Annotated in this window: 13 protein-coding genes and 2 pseudogenes; 10 read left to right on the top strand and 5 right to left on the bottom strand. The window is 57.2% G+C overall.

What is annotated here, in order from left to right:
* Nucleotides 1–62 precede the first annotated feature (62 nt).
* Nucleotides 63–983 carry a HEPN domain-containing protein gene (locus tag RTCK_RS09600; RefSeq protein WP_142592624.1) on the top strand — a complete coding sequence of 307 codons (921 nt, stop codon included), beginning with the start codon at nt 63–65 and terminating at the stop codon, nt 981–983.
* Between the two features lie 92 nt (nt 984–1,075).
* Here the strand turns inward: RTCK_RS09600 and RTCK_RS09595 are convergent.
* Nucleotides 1,076–1,631 (bottom strand): annotated as a pseudogene (locus RTCK_RS09595) (RraA family protein); the annotation flags it as partial.
* Nucleotides 1,632–3,098: 1,467 nt separating this feature from the next.
* On the opposite strand from RTCK_RS09595, the gene RTCK_RS21110 reads away from it, so the two are divergent.
* Both RTCK_RS21110 and RTCK_RS09585 read left to right on the top strand, forming a co-directional pair.
* A complete protein-coding gene (locus RTCK_RS21110) occupies nt 3,099–3,734 on the top strand; it encodes a ZinT family metal-binding protein (protein ID WP_408004522.1) in 636 nt (211 codons plus the stop codon).
* A 751-nt stretch (nt 3,735–4,485) separates the two neighbouring features.
* Nucleotides 4,486–5,025 carry a GNAT family N-acetyltransferase gene (locus RTCK_RS09585; protein ID WP_142592622.1) on the top strand — a complete coding sequence of 180 codons (540 nt, stop codon included), beginning with the start codon at nt 4,486–4,488 and terminating at the stop codon, nt 5,023–5,025.
* Between the two features lie 186 nt (nt 5,026–5,211).
* On the opposite strand, the gene RTCK_RS09580 is transcribed toward RTCK_RS09585, so the two are convergent.
* From RTCK_RS09580 to ampC, 3 genes are all read right to left on the bottom strand, one after another.
* Entirely contained in the window at nt 5,212–6,003 is a 792-nt protein-coding gene (locus tag RTCK_RS09580; protein ID WP_142592621.1) for an aminoglycoside adenylyltransferase domain-containing protein, read from the bottom strand.
* A gap of 72 nt (nt 6,004–6,075) precedes the next feature.
* The gene (gene cml, locus RTCK_RS09575; RefSeq protein WP_142592620.1) at nt 6,076–7,269 is read right to left on the bottom strand and encodes a CmlA/FloR family chloramphenicol efflux MFS transporter; all 1,194 of its coding nucleotides are present in this window, start codon (nt 7,267–7,269) and stop codon (nt 6,076–6,078) included.
* 320 nt (nt 7,270–7,589) lie between these two features.
* A complete protein-coding gene (gene ampC, locus RTCK_RS09570) occupies nt 7,590–8,747 on the bottom strand; it encodes a class C beta-lactamase (protein WP_142592619.1) in 1,158 nt (385 codons plus the stop codon).
* A gap of 379 nt (nt 8,748–9,126) precedes the next feature.
* On the opposite strand from ampC, the gene bla reads away from it, so the two are divergent.
* Nucleotides 9,127–10,011 (top strand): class A beta-lactamase, encoded by an 885-nt coding sequence (gene bla, locus RTCK_RS09565; RefSeq protein ID WP_142592618.1) that lies wholly within the window; start codon nt 9,127–9,129, stop codon nt 10,009–10,011.
* A 324-nt stretch (nt 10,012–10,335) separates the two neighbouring features.
* Nucleotides 10,336–11,349 carry a formylglycine-generating enzyme family protein gene (locus RTCK_RS09560; RefSeq protein WP_328803938.1) on the top strand — a complete coding sequence of 338 codons (1,014 nt, stop codon included), beginning with the start codon at nt 10,336–10,338 and terminating at the stop codon, nt 11,347–11,349.
* On the opposite strand, the gene RTCK_RS09555 is transcribed toward RTCK_RS09560, so the two are convergent.
* Nucleotides 11,346–12,260 carry a LysR family transcriptional regulator gene (locus RTCK_RS09555; RefSeq protein WP_142592617.1) on the bottom strand — a complete coding sequence of 305 codons (915 nt, stop codon included), beginning with the start codon at nt 12,258–12,260 and terminating at the stop codon, nt 11,346–11,348. The genes RTCK_RS09560 and RTCK_RS09555 overlap by 4 nt on opposite strands.
* Nucleotides 12,261–12,366: 106 nt before the next feature.
* On the opposite strand from RTCK_RS09555, the gene RTCK_RS09550 reads away from it, so the two are divergent.
* The 5 genes and pseudogenes from RTCK_RS09550 to RTCK_RS09530 form a co-directional block, all read left to right on the top strand.
* On the top strand, nt 12,367–13,338 hold the full coding sequence (locus tag RTCK_RS09550) for a Bug family tripartite tricarboxylate transporter substrate binding protein (RefSeq protein ID WP_142592616.1): 972 nt from the start codon (nt 12,367–12,369) through the stop codon (nt 13,336–13,338).
* Nucleotides 13,339–13,358: 20 nt separating this feature from the next.
* Nucleotides 13,359–14,870: a sulfatase-like hydrolase/transferase gene (locus RTCK_RS09545; RefSeq protein WP_142592615.1), complete on the top strand. Its 1,512-nt coding sequence runs from the start codon at nt 13,359–13,361 to the stop codon at nt 14,868–14,870.
* Nucleotides 14,871–14,910: 40 nt separating this feature from the next.
* Nucleotides 14,911–15,363 carry a tripartite tricarboxylate transporter TctB family protein gene (locus RTCK_RS09540; RefSeq protein ID WP_142592614.1) on the top strand — a complete coding sequence of 151 codons (453 nt, stop codon included), beginning with the start codon at nt 14,911–14,913 and terminating at the stop codon, nt 15,361–15,363.
* A 1-nt stretch (nt 15,364) separates the two neighbouring features.
* The gene (locus RTCK_RS09535) at nt 15,365–16,867 is read left to right on the top strand and encodes a tripartite tricarboxylate transporter permease (protein ID WP_142592613.1); all 1,503 of its coding nucleotides are present in this window, start codon (nt 15,365–15,367) and stop codon (nt 16,865–16,867) included.
* A gap of 73 nt (nt 16,868–16,940) precedes the next feature.
* Nucleotides 16,941–17,268: pseudogene (locus RTCK_RS09530) on the top strand (sulfite exporter TauE/SafE family protein); the annotation flags it as partial.

Here is a 17,268-nt window from a genome sequence, read left to right as displayed (position 1 = left end):
CCTGCAATTGCTTTTCGATGGATTATGCAGTCGGATCGGCTATGAGGAGCTGCAGAACCACGATGGATCAGATCAACCCCTTGTCCGACAGCCTTGCCCATCTTCCTGAACGAAAGCGCCAGGAGCTCGCCCATATCCTGCGGGTGATCTTCGAGGAGTTCGACGAGTGGCAGAGAGGCAAGTCGGAAAAGAAGCGGCTGGGCAAGATCCTCAAGGTGATCCTGTTCGGCTCCTATGCCCGCGGTGACTGGGTTGAGGATGTCGAGAGCGGCTATCGCTCGGACTATGACCTTCTCGCTGTGGTCAACATCCACTCGGCAGCCGAGGAGGATGAGATCTGGCTGAAGATCGATGACCGGCTGGCGCTGGAGTATTCGGTCAAGCAGACGATCAGTGCACCGGCAAAGGTAATCGCGCACGATCTGGCGGAGGTGAACGACAAGCTGGCTCGCGGGCTGCCGTTCTTCGTCGATATTTCCAAGGATGGTATTGCTCTTTACGAGGAGCCGGGGCATCCACTGGTGGAGCCAACGGTCCTTCAACCATCACAGCAAGCAGCAGCGGCAAAGGAGTTCCTCGAAGACTGGCTCCAACGAGCCCAACAGTTTTTCGAGACAGCGCAGCTTCAGCTTGACCGTGGTTGGTCAAAAATGGCTGCTTTCAATCTCCATCAAGCAGCTGAGGCCTCCTACCACTGTGCGCTACTCGTTTTTACGCTCTACAGCCCAAAGTCTCATCGGCTCAAATTCCTCCGCTCCACTGCCGAGCGGATCGAGCCACAGCTGATCGAGGCCTGGCCGCGTGATACCCGCTTTGCCCGGCGCTGCTTCGAGCGGCTCGATCGCGCCTATGTCGATGCGCGCTACTCGTCGCATTACGAGGTGACGCGAGAGGAGCTCGACTGGCTTGTTGATCGGATTACCGTTCTCCAAGTGCTCGTCGAGAAAGTGTGCCGGGAGAGGATAGCTCCCGACGAGCGATAGGAGTGGCTGCAGCATCTTTGGGGATGGAGCGCCCTTATGACGGACGAGACCGCGGCAGGTGCCTCCGAGCCTTGTCGCCTTGTCCAGACTACCTATCGTCTGTTTGACGCTCGCCAATTGGCAAAATCCTCCGCATGCTCGTCCTTCGTGCAAGATAAAATCCGATAATAGCGGCGCCCCCTTGACCTGTTCCACTATGAAATCTTCGTAGGCGGTCATTTCAACTGCTTCGTCCGCGACATCAGACGCAATGTCCTGAGGAATGACGGTCACGCTGTCATCATCTCCAACGAGGATTTGGTCGGGGTGGAAGGTCGAGCGTGATCGGCGGGAATGTCGAGATCACCGATCATTGCCGCGTCGCGGAAGCCGCCATCGGTAACAACGCCGGCCACGCGGCGCATTATCAGGCGTGTGGCGAGGAAGTGGGCCGCCGAGGCAGCGCGCGGATCCTTTCGGCTGTCCATCACCAGCACATACCCCTTGAGTCAAGCCTCGATTGCGACGCGCCGCGGCTGGGTAGGCTTGCGGAACTCGCTCAGCTGGTTGCGGTCTTCCCGGGCAAGGATATAGCCGAGCGTATAGGCGGGGCCGACCATGTGGTGGCTTCTCCCGCACGGGGCGTACATCCTGAACGACGTGATTTCTCGGCCTCGATGCCAGATTTATGCTGATCTGTTATACCGTTACATTTTGCGTTGACGAACGTAATAACATTACCTAAGCAGTCGCTGCCAAACGAGCGGAACGCGGTGAACGTTTGCCGAAAGGAAAGCGGTCCCTGACCGCGTTACATCGACATGGTGCGCTACGACGCCAGAACTCTCGTCTCAGGCATCAACCAAGGCTGAGCTTCCAGGATCAGGCGGCGAACGCTGCGCCGTTAGTGTTACGTAATAACATAAAGGAGAGATGAATATGAAACGACTGGTAATGGGCGTCTCCGCCCTTGCGCTATCGGCAGCCTTTATCGGCCCCATGGCATTCGCTGACGAGGACGCCGAAGGCGTCACGCTATACCGCGTGTTCGTCGGTGATCATGAAGCGGGGAAGGTAACAGCGTTCGATCTCAACAAGCCGGAGAACCGCTGGACTTTCGAGACGACAGGGCAAAACAAGCTCTACAGCGTGAATGGCGGATCGGCCATCGTGTCTGTCCAATCCGACGACGATGCCGTCAACTTCATCAACAGCGGTATCTCGCTGCACTCTCACGGCGACCACTCGGACATCGACATAGAAGAGCCGAGTGCCGTTAGTGACACCTTAACCGGACCTCGGCCGTTCCACGTCATCGACCACGATGGAAAGGTCGTGATCAACTTTGACAAAGGTGGTTATGCTGAAATCGTCGAAGCGCATAAGCTTGCCCACAACACGATCGAGTCCAAACAGCTAAAGCAGGCACGGCCGCATCATGGCTTCGCAGCACCCATCGGCAATGGCTGGGTCACCACTGTTGCCTCTGATGCTCCTGTTGAAGGCGATGCTGCTCCGACGCGTGTTGGACTGCGCGCCGTCAATGAAGACGGTACACCGACTGGTGATGTCGCCACCTGCACCGGCATCCACGGCGAGGCTTTTTCGGGCGCGTACCTCGCAGCAGGCTGCAAGGAAGGCATCTTGACGGTGACTGCCGGCAAGGATGGCCCCGTCACGAAAATGCTAACCTACCCCGCCGATCTGCCGAGCGGTGAGGCAACTGGGACATTGCTGGGTGCGAAGAGCATGCAGGTCTTCCTCGGCAACTACGGCGCCAAGGGACTGGTCATTGTCGATCCCGTCGATGAGCCCCATTTCCGTTACATCGAACTGCCGTTCCGCCGCGTCGATTTCGCATTGGATCCTGCCAATGCCCGCTTCGGCTATGTCCTGACCGAAGACGGCTCACTGCACCAGGTTGACGTTTTGGATGGCAAGCTGTCCAAGAGTGCTAAGGTGACTGAACCCTATTCCATGGATGGTCACTGGAACGACCCACGCCCGCGCATTGCAATGGCAGGCGATGAGATCGTCATGACCGATCCGAACGCCCGCCTGGTCCGTCGCATCGCAAAGGATGAACTCACGGAAGTCGGAACGATCGAGGTCGAAGGCAAGCCGTACAACATCGCGGTGGCCGGTGGCAGCGGCAAGATCCACGAGGGGGAGGAGCGTCACGACGCCGGCCATGACCACAACCACGATGGTGATGAGCACGCGCATAGCCACGGCGATCCTAAGATTTACGCGGGCTATTTCGAAGACAGCCAGGTCAAGGACCGCCCGCTCTCGGATTACGCCGGCGATTGGCAGTCGGTTTATCCGTATTTGAAGGATGGAACGCTCGAGCCGGTATGGGAGCACAAGGCCGAGAAGGGCACGTCCAGTGTCGATGAGATTCGCGCTGAATACGAGGTCGGTTACAGGACCGATGTCGATCGCATCACCATCGAAGGGGACGTGGTGACCTTCTACAGGGGCGGCACTCGGACCAGGGGCAACTACGCCTATGACGGAAAGGAAATTCTGACCTACAAGAAGGGCAACCGAGGTGTCCGCTTCATCTTCAAGAAGATCGAAGGAGATGCGGATGCGCCGCAGTTCATACAGTTCAGCGACCACAAGATTGCTCCGGAGAAAGCCGAACACTACCACCTCTACTGGGGCGATGATCGGGCTGCCCTCCTGGATGAAGTGACCAACTGGCCCACTTACTATCCTTCGTCGCTGACGCCGCAACAGATCGTCAGTGAGATGAAAGCGCATTGATTGCGCCATGGACTTGCAGATGACGAACAGGCGCTGCCCAGCGCCTGTTCGTGTATTTCCATATGTCCATTATTGGACACAAGAGCCCCAGCAGTACCCCCTGAGTGACTAAAGGCGCAATCTGTGAAGAATGAGCTGCCCAAACCACAGCGGAGGCTTCCGCCAGTGTCATGTCACTTCCATCGCGTGCGCACAGCTAGATAGGTTCGGTTCCTATAGACGTGCAGCATTGGAATAACCAATTGCCGGTCCTGATCCCTTCACCTGTGAGGCTTGCGACCCATGCGACGGTCTCAGGTTCTGCTCCCATCAATGAAAACGCAACCACGCCCAGCCAATTCCGTTTAGACTCTCCAAGGCCATGGTAAGGCCATGGTCTCGATGGCGCACTCCCAAGAAATCGCGGTGCTCTTCTATACGGAGACAGGAATGAGTGGCAGCCTTGTTGCGGAGACCGATGTGGATGCGCACGGAATTGCCGAATAGGCATCGACAGGTCCGGCCTCGACCGATCCGCTCCCAATCCGACGGCTACACTCACGACCTAGGCGTCTGATGTAGGCCTGCTGACTGATAGCTTGCACGCACCAGACAGCTAGAGAGGCGACGAGTTCCACGGTACTGAATCTTATCGAAGAAGTCGTGACCGCTTACAAGCTTAGGCCGGCCTTCCTACGGACTGTCGCGCCAACAACTCCGCTATGAATGTGTTTGCCTTGGTTGAGATGAGCATGTTCGAAGGATTTTGACAATGATACGCATCAGGCAGACGTCTAGCCGGGATACGGCTTTGCTTCCCGAGATTGAACGCAGTTCCGGTGAGCTTTTCCGACAATGTCCGGGGCTGGAATGGATCGCAGATGATGATGTGCAATCAGAGGCACAGCATCAAGCTTTCGTTGCAGACGGCGTCGCATTGGTCGCTGAGCTGGATGGCAACGTGGTCGGTTTCCTGACGGGGTCTGTGGAGCGGGATGCCCTGCATATCTGGCAGATCGCTGTCCACAAGACTCACCAACGGCGTGGCGTTGGGGGCAAACTGATTGAAGCGGCCCAGCAACTGGCGGTCACCCACGCGGCCATAGCACTTACCCTAACCACGTTTCGGAACGTACCGTGGAATGAGCCCTACTACCGCAGGCTCGGCTTCAAGACCTTGGCGGACCCCGAACTCAACCCTCGACTGGCAGCGATCTTGTGTGCCGAAGGCGAAGCAGGGCTTCCGGTGACGCGGCGCTGCGCGATGAGGAAGTACGTCGATGAGCCGATTAAAGGGAGCAGCCGGTTGTGATGGCTCGTGAGCAGCCTTTGAAGCCCTGTCCAGGCGTCTGCCGGTGATCTGGAGTCTCTCGATCAAGGCTACAACCGGAGTGTTCGTGCCAGTGCGAAGTGTCGCAGCGTGAAGCAACATGCACTTGTGCTCGGGGTCAAGGCGAAGCGGTAAGGTTCTGTAGATCGTAATGCTGCTGATATCTTCCTATTGATCGAAGGTTGTCTGCAGGCATTCGAGGACGCGGTCACGCAGGAATTCCGCCGCAGCATGCGCAGCGTCTTGCTTGTCGTTCCAGGCGTCTACAATTTCGCCGAGATATGCCCGTCGGGCGTAATCCAGCGTGTCAGCTTCCATGATCGGCATCTTCGGCACTGCCCAGTCGGCGGCATCAGCCTTTGACGCAAAATCCCCAATCTGCGCGGTGCGCCACATCCGCGCCAGGGTCAAGAGGACATTTCGCTCATCTCCCGGCAAGCCACTTAGCAGCATAGGCAGCGCATCGCCTATCGCGAGGCGGATCGTCTCCTGAGGTATAGCGGGAAGAAGGGAGGAGGCTTGTGGCCCCATCAATGATACCGACTCCCGCCGGACCTGCGCCAGGATCAATGTGTTCTCCGGGTCCCTCACGACGCCCGGAACTGCGCCTGCCGCCAGTTCAGGACGCAACCACTCCCCATAAACGAAGTCCGCTTGAGCAGGGTAGCTTTGCATTAAGTCGTTGGTCCCGGCGAATACGAGAAGTTCGAGGCACCGTGGTTGCTTCGCTTTGCGAGGGTGCGGCCCCGATAGAATGAGAAGTCTCGAAAGCAGCTCTTGTCGCTCCCAGGGCGACATGGGTCGGCCTGTGACCGCGAGAAGGTCTATGTCACTTTGTGGCTGCAGCCCTGCTGACACTGCTGAACCATGCAGATAGACGGCATGAATGGCTTCGCCGAGGATGCTTGCGAGTGCTTCCAACACCCCTTGGATTTGCAGGTTTTGTTCTTCCGTTTCCATAACCTCTCCCCCAATCAATGATGGCCGGCTGGCGTTCAGCCGGACTGCAGCCTGCAGTCCGGCATGGTAGTTTCATGAGGCGTCCCGTCGGCTAAGGAGACCTAGTGCCACTAATGTTAGAAGCGCCGTGCTGGAGGAGTAAGCTATGAGTGGCCACGCGGTGTCGCCTCGTAGAGCGACAATGGCGAGCGTTCCAACAATGCCCACGATCAAGCTCTGGACACAGAAATAGAGGGCGACGGCTGAACCGGCAGTGTCATCGAAGCACCTCAAGGCGCCGTTCGCGGTGACGGATACCGTAAAGACGATGCCGATCGCCATCACCCACATCGGAACGACGAACGTCAGTAAACCGGGAGAACCAGCGACCTGTCCCAAAGTCAGGCAAAGGCTTCCCACCAGCAGCGTCAACATGCCTCTCAGAAGACTGCCGCCGATACCCCAGTTCGCCACGAAGACCTTGGCGAAGCGGGCGGTGACGATCATCACGAGCGCCGCGGTGGCGAAGGCGAAGCTGAACTCCAGCTCGGAATATCTTGCTTTGGCAACGAGGACACGCGGAGCCGTCGAGAAGAACACGAAGAACGTGCCCATTGCCGCACTGAATCCAAGCGTGTAGCACCAGAATTCGGGGCTGCGCATGATGGGCCCAAACCTAGCCTGCAAAGGCGCCGCCGACGCGGGGCGAGTTTCATGCCACCGCAGGAGAGCGTTGAGAAGCGACAGAAGCCCCAGGACGCCGAGCGTCATGAAGATCATCCGCCACCCGAAACGATCAGCGATGATAGCCCCTGCAATCGGTCCGAGAGCGGGGACGAAAGCAAGCATTGAGCTGAACATGCTGTAGATGGTCACACCTTCGGGGCGGTCGGCATAAACGTCTCGAACGGTTGCGAATAGCGCGACAAGCGCAGCGGAGGCGCCTGCTGCTTGCAAAAGCCGAAGGACGACAAATACGGTGGCCGTTGAAGTTGTAGCTAGACCGAACGATGCGGCTGCGAAGAGCATTGCACCTCCGATGAGAACAGGTCGCCGCCCGACCCGATCGGAAATCGGGCCGAAGATGAGCTGCCCCAAACCGAGCACAATCATGTAGAGGCTCAGCGTGAGCTGAACGACAGCAGGAGTGGTCTTGAGAATCCCAGGCATAGCGGGGACGACCGGAAGATAGATGTCCATCGCAAGCGAGGCGAGGATGTCAAAGGGAGCCATCAGCAGTAGCGCTGCCGGCAGAGAATATGTCCAGACATGGGAATTGGTCGACATGATGAAGATCCGCACAAATGATAACACTTGGCGGCGTCTATCTGTCAGTTCGTGGACTTGATACGATACGACGCCGCAACAACAAGAAGGTGTTGTTGCGGCTTATATGTCTGACGACTTTGTGGACCCCATGCCACGCTCCAATCTCTGATCGCCGTCAGCCTCTACCGAAAATTGGCCAGGCGAACAATGCCGTTCACGAGCGAATCCTACTATGACCACCGCTACTTCCTTTGCTGCCGAGCGCTGACTTCAGTCGGGACAAATGGCGCTGGGCGGCGTACGCGTTTGGTCTGGCACAGGTCATCGACGCTGCATCCTCAATCCTCAAGTGCTGTCATGATTTCATAGGCAATCCGGACACGCTCCGGGATCGGGTAGTTCTTGTTTGCCAACATCACCAAGCCGATCCTGCTGCCTGGCAGGAAAGCTACATAGGCGCCGAAGCCATTGGTCGAGCCAGTCTTGTTGACGAGTATCTGGCCCGGCAGCGGCTTGGGCGGATCAAGCTTCGTTACTTTATGCGGCTTGAAAGCCAACTCGGCAGAATTCCCGTCGAGCAAGCGGTCCAGCTCAATTGGCCACTGGTAGATTTCCCATCCAAGCCCCTGCACCATGTCGCCAACCTTGAAGTATCCCGTCCGGGTCGTGGCCAGCGCTTGTGACAGGTCATCCTCGAGCTCTTGCTGGCCCATGTTTGCCTCCAGGAACTGGAGCATATCGGCCGCTGTCGTCTTTATTCCATAGGCCTCAGAATCGAACATTCCCGGAGAGACACGAATGGGATTTCCGCTCTTCGTGTAACCAAAGGCGTAGTCGCCTATACGATGATCAGGAACATCGATGAAGGTATCCTCCAAGCCCAGTTTGGGAAGAAGCAAGCTTTCCATCACTTCGTCGAATGACTTTCCCAGCGACCTAGCGGCGAGGAAGCCAAAGAGCCCGATGCTGGGATTGGAATAAAGCCGGTGGGTTCCGGGTTCATACTCCGGCCGCCAGCTTCTGTAGAACTTCACCAGCTCCTCCTGATCGGTCACATGGTCAGGAAACTGCAGCGGTAGGCCGCCTGCTGAATAGGTGCCCAGCTGGAGGAGGGATACCCGGTCGAGGTTGCTGCCTTCCAGAGCGGGCAGGTAACGGCTGGCTTTGTCCGTCAATGACAACGAGCCGCTCTCTTGAGCATAGGCTGCAAGGGTGGCCGTAAACGCTTTGCTTATTGAACCAATCTCGAAGAACGTATCCTTCGTGGCTCGTCGTCCGGACTCCTTTGAGGCCACGCCATATTCGAAGAAGTAGCGCTCACCATCGATGGTGAGCCCGACGACCATGCCCGGAACCTCATGAGCTTCCAGGACAGGTTGAACTGCACCATTGACGATGTGCTCGAGACTTCCACGCTCTGGGGAGGCCGGGTGAGCAGGGGGCGCCAGCATAAGGAATGCGGTGGCGATGCAGGTAGACTTGTTCAAAGTAGCCATGGAATTTGTCTCCTTTCTTCCCCAGAACTGCCTCACGTCATGGGTGGATGACAAACTAGAGTTTCTTGCACGAGCCCAAAATTCATTTGGGCCTTTTGACTGCGCGTTTAGCCGACGTGAAGGCATGCCAGTCGGACCTGTTTCCCCTGTGCCTGGATTCCGACAGAGCCTCATCTCGCTGCACCAGGGCGCCCTAGTTTTACTAATGTCTCGGACGAGAATTACTGGTTTGCTGCGTTGGATCAGGCAGAGCTAGAGATCGTCACGAGACTTTTTGCGTCTCGCAGATGTCTCCAATTCAGAACTGCTTCTGGGCCCGTCACAGGCTTGCCTAATAGCGCGACCCTAGGCCAGGAGCATTTACAATACGAGGTAATCAATGCGCTTTCTATCGCTTGTTCCCATCGCAATGCTAACACTAACGGTAGGTGTGGTATCTCCTGCAGCCGCAGATACTGTTGCGGAAACTGCAGCCGAGGTTGAAGCTGACCTTGGCGGTCGTGTTGGGGTCCTGTTGCAGCAATACGGCGAGGCACCTGCAGCTACCTATCGTGCAGACGAACGATTCCCTCTTGCCAGCACCTTCAAGGCACTGGCATGTGGTGCGGCTCTTTCCAGGGTCGATGCAGGGGAGCAGGACCTCGAGGCGATCATCAAGTATGGTGCCGATGACATCGTCACCTACTCCCCAATTACAGAAAAGCACGTGGGAGTGGGGATGACCCTCGGCGACCTGTGCCATGCGACGATTACCTTGAGCGACAACACAGCAGGAAACCTTGTGCTCGACAGCGTCGGTGGTCCCTCGGGCTTCACTGCTTTCATGCGAAAAATCGGTGACGAGGTAACGCGTCTGGATCGTTGGGAACCGGAGCTGAACGAGGCGCTACCGGATGATCCGCGCGACACCACGACGCCGCGGGCTGTTGTAACGACACTGGAACGTCTCCTGCTGGGCGACGTATTGTTGCCAGCTTCTCGCAGGCAGTTGGAGGAGTGGATGATCGCTGACCAGGTGGCAGACAAGCTCATCAGAGCCAGCCTCCCGAAGGGCTGGACCATCGGGGACAAAACCGGCGCTGGTGAGCGAGGGTCGCGTTCGATCATTGCGATCATAAGGCCGCCGCAGGGCAAGCCCTGGTTGGCGGGGATCTACCTGACCGGAAGCGATGCGGACATGGATAAGCGAAACGAAGCCGTTGCGATGGTGGGCGCAGCAATCGTGCGGGCAATTGAAAATGCGGTCGAGAACGGAACGGACTAAAACGCTTCATACCCGCAGTAGTCTGGGGGCCCGGTCATCGAAGACGCGCGTCTAAAGGACTGCCGGTTACGCCGCAGAGCAGGAAGCGACGTCAGCTCCCGTTGATGCTCTGCGGCAGATAACGAGGCTCAGCAACGCGCGAGCCAAAAGGATCTGCCGATACCGTCGCGGTCCACCACGATCGAAAGGGCTTGCCTCTTTTGCAGGAGGTACAACAGATCGTTCTCGTCAGACGTCCCATAACCGCCATGATACGGTTATTGATCTCATCCTCGCTGCTGCCATAGTCTACGGGGCAGACAAAGATACCATGTCGTGGTGAGAATGAGCGACTTTGAAATGAACACTAAAAGCAAGCACGGGGTCACAGCTGCCGCGACCGATCCGGAAAACCAGCATGGCTCCACTGCCTGCTGTAGTGCGCTAAAACGAGGTTATCTTTGCCGGAGCGATGAGCGCGGATTGCAATCACCGAAGATCAAACAGGACGGGAGCAGGGGTGATGTCGTCTTAATCCCTGGCGCCAGGTCCTTTGTCGGTAGCTCTGACCCAGTGATTGCGCTGGATGGGGAGGGGCCAAAGCGCCGCGTTCAGGTTGCTCCCTTCTCAATAGCCAGACACGCGGTAAGCGGCACTCAGTTTCGAGCTTTTGTGAACGGTACGGGATACGTCACGGAAGCTGAGCGGTTTGGGTGGAGCTTTGTTTTTCACCTTCTGCTTCGTAATCCGTCTCAACACGAAGTCCCGCCTGAAACGCCATGGTGGCGAAAGGTCGATGGTGCGTGCTGGCGCCATCCTGAAGGACCGGGCTCTGACCTAGAGGGCAGGGAGGACCACCCGGTTGTCCATATTTCGTGGGCTGATGCTAACGCATATGCGAGGTGGTGTGGTGGAAGGCTCCCAACGGAGGCGGAATGGGAACATGCCGCCCGCGGAGGCTTGGATCATCCCAGATACCCGTGGGGAGATGAGGAGCCGACAGATCAGCGGGTATTCTGCAACATTTGGCAAGGCAACTTTCCCCATACCAACTCCGCGGTCGATGGCTATGTGGGAACCGCCCCGGTCGAAAGCTTCTCGCCCAACGGCTATGGTCTGTTCAACATGGTTGGCAACGTCTGGGAGTGGTGCTCCGATCCGTTCAAAGTCCGGTCTGTTTCCAAGTCCTCTCGCCGTCGAAACCTGGAGGCTCTGCGCTTCTCGGAGAAGGTAATGAAAGGCGGCTCATACCTGTGCCACATAAGCTACTGCTACCGTTATCGGATAGCAGCACGTTCCGGACGTCCAGCCGATACGTCTGCCGGCAATACCGGCTTCCGCGTAGCCTATGACGCTTAGTTGTCCTCGCCGCCGGTTAGCGGCTTTAAAGTGTTGATGGCCATCCTCACGAAGTTGCGTGCTGCAATGCTGCGCTCGTCGGATCTGCTGGCGATGAGAAGCTCCGCAACTGGCGACTCCTGCGCGTGCAAGGGACGATAAGCGACCCCGTCGAGGTTCAGTTTTGTGATAGACTTCGGAAAAAGCGCGACACCGAGGCCGCCTGCAACAAGTCCCAAGATCGCGTGGAGTTCGTTTACTTCCTGGACGACCTTTGGTTGAATGCCGGCCTTTCTGAATGCCAGTTGGAAATTTCGTTCAAGATAGAGCGCCTTGACGCGGCGAGTCATGATTAGCCCTTCGGTGGCCAAATCGCGAATGCGCACCACATGTTGATCGGCTAACCGGTGGTTTGTGGCCACGGCGACCACGTACCGCTCCCGCAGAAGGAGGTGCGTCTCGAACTCTTCGTCGCTGTCGAAGACCGGCCTGAGGAGCCCAATTTGGATCCGCCCGGCCCGCAAGGCTTCAACCTGCTCACTAGAAATCATCTCGTGGAGGATGATGTTCACACCGGAAAAACGACGGGAAAATTCCGAGGTTAGCTTCGGCAATATGTTCAAAGCAGCCGCATCCGCAAAGCCAATCGTCAAACGCCCCGATCGACCTTCAGACGCGCGTCTTGCCATCTCCACCGCCAGATCAAGTTGCCGTAGAGCTATCCTTCCCTCTTCCAAAAGGCTCCGCCCAGGGTCGGTCAAAGCAACCCGGCGACGCGTTCTGTCGAAAAGAGCGAAGCCGAGCACTTGCTCAAGCTTCGCGATCTGCTGGCTGAGCCCCGACTGTGTGATCCGAAGCCGCTCTGCGGCCCGGACGAAATTCAGCTCTTCGGCAAGGGTAACGAACGAGATGAGCAGCTTCTGGTCCATCATCTATTAGACTTTCTAATTTCCATATCAGAATTCATAAGTATACCTTCTAATTGTCTTTTATCAAAGGCAGGCTTGAGGAAGCCTGCAGTGCAAAGGGAGGAACCTCGTGAAAAAGATAGCTGCGTTGACCGCCGCCGTGATGGGTGCTGCGGTTCTGTCGATCTCAACTGCATCTGCTCAAGAGGGCTGGCCGACAAAGCCGATCACCCTGATCGTGCCGTTCGCGCCCGGCGGCAACACCGATCTCATTGCCAGGACAATCGCACCTAAATTAGGAGAGAAGCTGGGCCAATCGGTCATCGTTGAGAACCGGCCCGGAGCGGGGGGAACGATCGCGACAACGGAACTATCCACCGCGGCCGCGGATGGGTACACGATGCAGATCGGGGACATAAGCACTCACGCAATCAGCCCACACGTCTACAAGAGCTTGACCTATGATCCGATCAAGGACTTTGATCCGGTAATTCAGGTGACGTCCGTTTCCCTGCTCATGGTGGTCAATCCGACTGTTCAGGCAAACACGGTCCAAGAGCTGATCGATCTCGCAAAGGCAGATCCCGAGAGTCTTTCTTACGCATCGTCCGGAAATGGGTCACCGCAGCATCTGGCGTTCGAATACTTCAAAAGTCTGGCTGGTATCGATCCCGTTCATATCCCCTATAACGGCTCCGCCCCAGCGTTGACGGATGTTATTGCGGGACACGTGCCGATGATGATCGACGGTACGGCGGTCCCGCATGTGAAAAGTGGTGCTCTCAGGGCGTTGGCCGTAACAGGTACTGAACGCTCTCAGGCGCTCCCGGACGTTCCAACGATGCAGGAAGCCGGCGTCAAGGACTTCGCCTTCACCTCCTGGCACGGGATCATGTATCCTGCGGGAGTGCCGTCCAAGATCGTCGATAAGGTCAATTCTGCAGTTGACGAGATTCTCAAGGAGCAGGAGATCAAAGATCGCTTTGCGGAGCTGAACATCGATCTCGCGGGAGGCTCTTCAGAAAAATTCGGCGAGTTCATCGCGGCCGAGAACACAAAGATGAAGAGCCTGATCGCCGCTGCGGGCGTGACCAAAGACTAAGCTTTAACGGCGAGATGACGATGTTGAATAGAAGCCGCGGTGACAATAGCGCCAAGCTGCAACCTAATGTGCTGTTTGTAACGGTTGATCAATGGCCAGGGAGTCTTCTGGGTTGTGCAGGTCATCCGGTTATCGAAACTCCGACGATCGATCATCTCGCCTCGATAGGCACAAGATTCTCTAATGCCTATTCCGAATGTCCTGTCTGCATTCCAGCCCGTCGATCAATCATGACGGGTACAAGTCCGCGACGGCATGGGGACCGGACATTCCAGCCTTCGCTTCGAATGCCGGCGGACCTGCCGACATTGGCGTACACTTTCGGACAGGCTGGTTATCAAACGCAGGCGATTGGCAAGCTACATGTCTATCCGCAACGTGACCGTATCGGCTTCGACGATGCTCTCTTGGCAGAAGAGGGGCGCGGGGCTCTTGGCGGTACAGATGACTATGAGATGTTCCTTGCCGACAAAGGGTATGCGGGTCAGCAATTCCTGCACGGCATGAGCAACAACGAATATAGCTGGAGGACATGGCACCTTCCTGAGGAGCTCCATGTTACCAATTGGACCACTTGGGCAGCGGCGCGTTCGATGAAACGTCGCGACCCGACGCGGCCTGCACTGTGGCATGTTTCGTATACGCCGCCGCACCCCCCCTTGATTCCGCTTGCCAGCTATCTTGAGCGCTACCGTGCGAGAGATATCGACGAGGCTTACGTTGCGGATTGGGCTCTGGATGACAAGCGCCTTCCATATCCGTTGAGACTAGCAAGAGATTACTGGACAAAGCTGCCAGCGGCTCAGCTTGCGGACATGCGGAGAGCCTTTTATGCGCTCTGCACACATATCGACCATCAATTGCGTGTACTCATAGGAACGCTACGCGAGGAGCAGATCCTGGACAATACGATCATATTGATCACCAGTGATCATGGCGACATGCTCGGAAACCACGGCTTGTACGCCAAGCGCCTGATGTATGAGGGCTCTGCCAAGGTTCCCATGATCCTAGTCGGCACAGCAGATGACCAACAGGTCGGCTGTGGGGTGATCGACGATCGCCTAGTGGGTCTACGTGACATCATGCCAACGCTTCTTCAGCTCTGCGGCATCGCTGTACCCGAGAGCTGTGAAGGTCGATCAATGGTGTCGGCAGACCAACGCGCGACTTTTTATGCCGAGGCCTTGTCTGGAGCCAAGGCGATGCGAATGATCCGAGACGAGCGATTCAAGCTTATTTGGTATCCTGCCGGATCTATATTTCAGCTCTTCGACATCCTCAATGATCCTCATGAAATGCATGATCTCTCCGCCTCGCCAGATCACGAGCATGTCCTGAAGCGACTGCAAGAGCTGCTTCGGGACGAGCTTTACGGAGAGGATCTGGAGGCAGTCAACCCGGACGGGTTCGTCGGTGTCGATGTACCCTCGAGCGTGGTGCAACCCAATCGTGGTCTGTCAGGGCAGCGTGGATTGCATTATCCGGCTCCGCCTCTACAGGATCCCTCGGTGGTAGTGGGCGGCGTTTGAGTAATCGGCCGAGGCAGCGTGCAGTCACGGGAGGGAAATAATGCGTAACATCATGGGGGCTGACGTCTTGGCAGGCGGCCTCTTCATCATCCTGGGAGGCAGCTTTCTAGTTCTTGCGCTGGATTTCGGATTTGGTTCGTTGCTGCGCATGGGTCCCGGTTTCTTTCCCATTGTCTTGTCATCGTTGCTGATCGTCATTGGGCTGGCGGTTGTGGCGCGGGGACTAGCCAATCACGAGACGCTGCAGTGGCCGAAGATCGGTCCCCATGCGCGAGTGATTTTGGCGATGATTGCATTTGCAGGCTTGATGCAGCCCTTGGGCAGCTATCTCACAATGCCGGTGGTCGTGGTGATGGCTGCTTCTGCCAGCCCTGCATTCAGGTGGCGCTCCGCGATAGCTCTGGCGGTCTTCTTGACGATCGCCTGCGATCTGATCTTCCGCATAGCGCTGGGCTTGCCTCTACATGGCATCGGACCGTGGATTGGAGGTTGAGATGGATCTGCTTCAGCATCTGGCGCTTGGGTTTGAGACTGCGCTCACACCGCTAAACCTCTTCTATTGCTTCGCCGGCGTGTTGATTGGAACCCTGATTGGAGTCTTGCCGGGCCTCGGACCTGCGCCGACTGTGGCTATGTTGCTGCCTCTGTCCTTCGGGCTACCTCCTGTTTCCGGCTTTATCATGCTGTCAGGCATCTTCTACGGCGCGCAATACGGCGGCTCGACGACGGCAATCCTGATCAATACACCTGGTGAATCATCGGCAGTCGTGACCGCTTTAGAGGGATATCAGATGGCACGGCAAGGTCGTGCCGGCGAGGCACTCGCCATGGCGGCTGTAGGGTCTTTCATCGCCGGGACGATTGCCACCCTCATCATTGCCTTGCTTGCTCCGCCTTTGGCCAAGGCTGCTCTCCTGTTCGGGCCGGCCGAGTACTTTTCGTTGATGGTGCTAGGCTTAATTGCAGCAATCGCGCTTGCCAGCGGCTCTGTTCTCAAAGCGGTTGCCATGGCCGTTGTCGGCCTCCTGCTAGGGCTTGTGGGAACTGATGTCACCTCTGGTGTTCAGCGGTACACGTTCGGCGTTCTGGACCTCTTCGACGGTATTGCCATTGTCGCGCTTGCCATGGGGCTCTTTGCTGTGGCGGAGGTGCTGCGTAACCTCGATGATTCAGAAGAAGGGCACGCAACTGTCGCACAGATCAGTGGCCTTGCAGCGGGGCTGAAAAGTCTGCATCGTGCGATGGGATCCATATTGCGCGGGACGGCAATTGGATCGCTTCTGGGGATCCTGCCAGGCGGTGGCGCCACACTATCTTCGTTCGCATCGTATGCCGTAGAGAAGAGACTTTCAAAAGAACCCTCTCGGTTCGGCAGTGGTGTCGTAGAAGGTCTTGCAGGTCCAGAGTCTGCGAACAACGCAGGAGCTCAAACGTCCTTCATCCCGATGTTGACGCTTGGCCTCCCGTCCAACCCCGTCATGGCTTTGATGATCGGAGCGCTTATGATCCACGGCATTCAGCCTGGACCGAACGTGATCACGGAGCAGCCCGCACTCTTCTGGGGTCTGATTGCCTCCATGTGGATAGGCAACGTGATGCTGGTGGTCCTCAATCTGCCGCTTGTCGGGCTTTGGGTGCGGCTGCTTACTTTCCCCTATCATCTGCTTTTTCCCACGATCGTGGTGATTACCTGCATCGGCGTCTTCAGCTTCTCCAACTCAATGTTCGACGTCTGGATGCTGATCCTCATCAGTGTCGTTGGCTACATACTGATCCGTTTGCGATGTGAGCCGGCCCCCTTGCTACTGGGCTTCATCCTCGGACCGATGATGGAGGAGCATTTGCGTAGGGCGCTCCTACTATCGCGGGGCAATCCTACCGTGTTTGTCGAGCGCCCCCTCAGTGCCCTGATGTTGTTGGTTGCAGGCGTATTGATCGTTGCTCCGGCTTTGTCGGTCATTCGCCGCCGGCGAGATGAGATCTTCGTCGAAGATTGAGGCCTTACCGCCGGGTTTAACATTACCATCCTGCCGACGTATACGTGTCGGCGCTTCCGCTCAGGTCACTTGCGTGCATATTTACCTGCCGATCGCAGAGCTTTCGGTCAACATCTTCATCATTCTCGGGATGGGTGCGGCCGTCGGCTTTCTTTCGGGCATGTTCGGCGTCGGTGGCGGCTTCCTGATCACGCCGCTCCTGATCTTCTACAACATCCCTCCGGTGGTCGCCGTGGCCACGGGCGCCAACCAGGTGGTCGCTTCCTCCATCTCCGGCGCCATCACGCATTTCCGCCGCGGCACGCTGGACATGAAGCTCGGTACGGTCCTGCTGGCCGGCGGCCTGGTCGGCGCCACGGTCGGCATCTGGATCTTTTCCTGGCTGAGACGGCTCGGCCAGC

Origin of the sequence: Pseudorhizobium endolithicum (assembly GCF_902153245.2) — a bacterium.
GTDB lineage: Bacteria > Pseudomonadota > Alphaproteobacteria > Rhizobiales > Rhizobiaceae > Neorhizobium > Neorhizobium endolithicum.
The sequence above is the reverse complement of the archived record's forward strand: the minus strand, read 5'-3'. Positions and strand labels throughout refer to the sequence as shown.

Coding starts and splice junctions, on each gene's coding strand:
- RTCK_RS09560 (WP_328803938.1), top strand. CDS start 10,336: ATGAGCGACTTTGAAATGAACACTAAAAGCAAGCACGGGGTCACAGCT.
- RTCK_RS09535 (WP_142592613.1), top strand. CDS start 15,365: ATGGATCTGCTTCAGCATCTGGCGCTTGGGTTTGAGACTGCGCTCACA.
- RTCK_RS09545 (WP_142592615.1), top strand. CDS start 13,359: ATGTTGAATAGAAGCCGCGGTGACAATAGCGCCAAGCTGCAACCTAAT.
- RTCK_RS09580 (WP_142592621.1), bottom strand. CDS start 6,003: ATGGAAACGGAAGAACAAAACCTGCAAATCCAAGGGGTGTTGGAAGCA.
- RTCK_RS09540 (WP_142592614.1), top strand. CDS start 14,911: ATGCGTAACATCATGGGGGCTGACGTCTTGGCAGGCGGCCTCTTCATC.
- cml (WP_142592620.1), bottom strand. CDS start 7,269: ATGTCGACCAATTCCCATGTCTGGACATATTCTCTGCCGGCAGCGCTA.
- bla (WP_142592618.1), top strand. CDS start 9,127: ATGCGCTTTCTATCGCTTGTTCCCATCGCAATGCTAACACTAACGGTA.
- RTCK_RS09585 (WP_142592622.1), top strand. CDS start 4,486: ATGATACGCATCAGGCAGACGTCTAGCCGGGATACGGCTTTGCTTCCC.
- RTCK_RS09600 (WP_142592624.1), top strand. CDS start 63: ATGGATCAGATCAACCCCTTGTCCGACAGCCTTGCCCATCTTCCTGAA.
- ampC (WP_142592619.1), bottom strand. CDS start 8,747: ATGGCTACTTTGAACAAGTCTACCTGCATCGCCACCGCATTCCTTATG.
- RTCK_RS09555 (WP_142592617.1), bottom strand. CDS start 12,260: ATGATGGACCAGAAGCTGCTCATCTCGTTCGTTACCCTTGCCGAAGAG.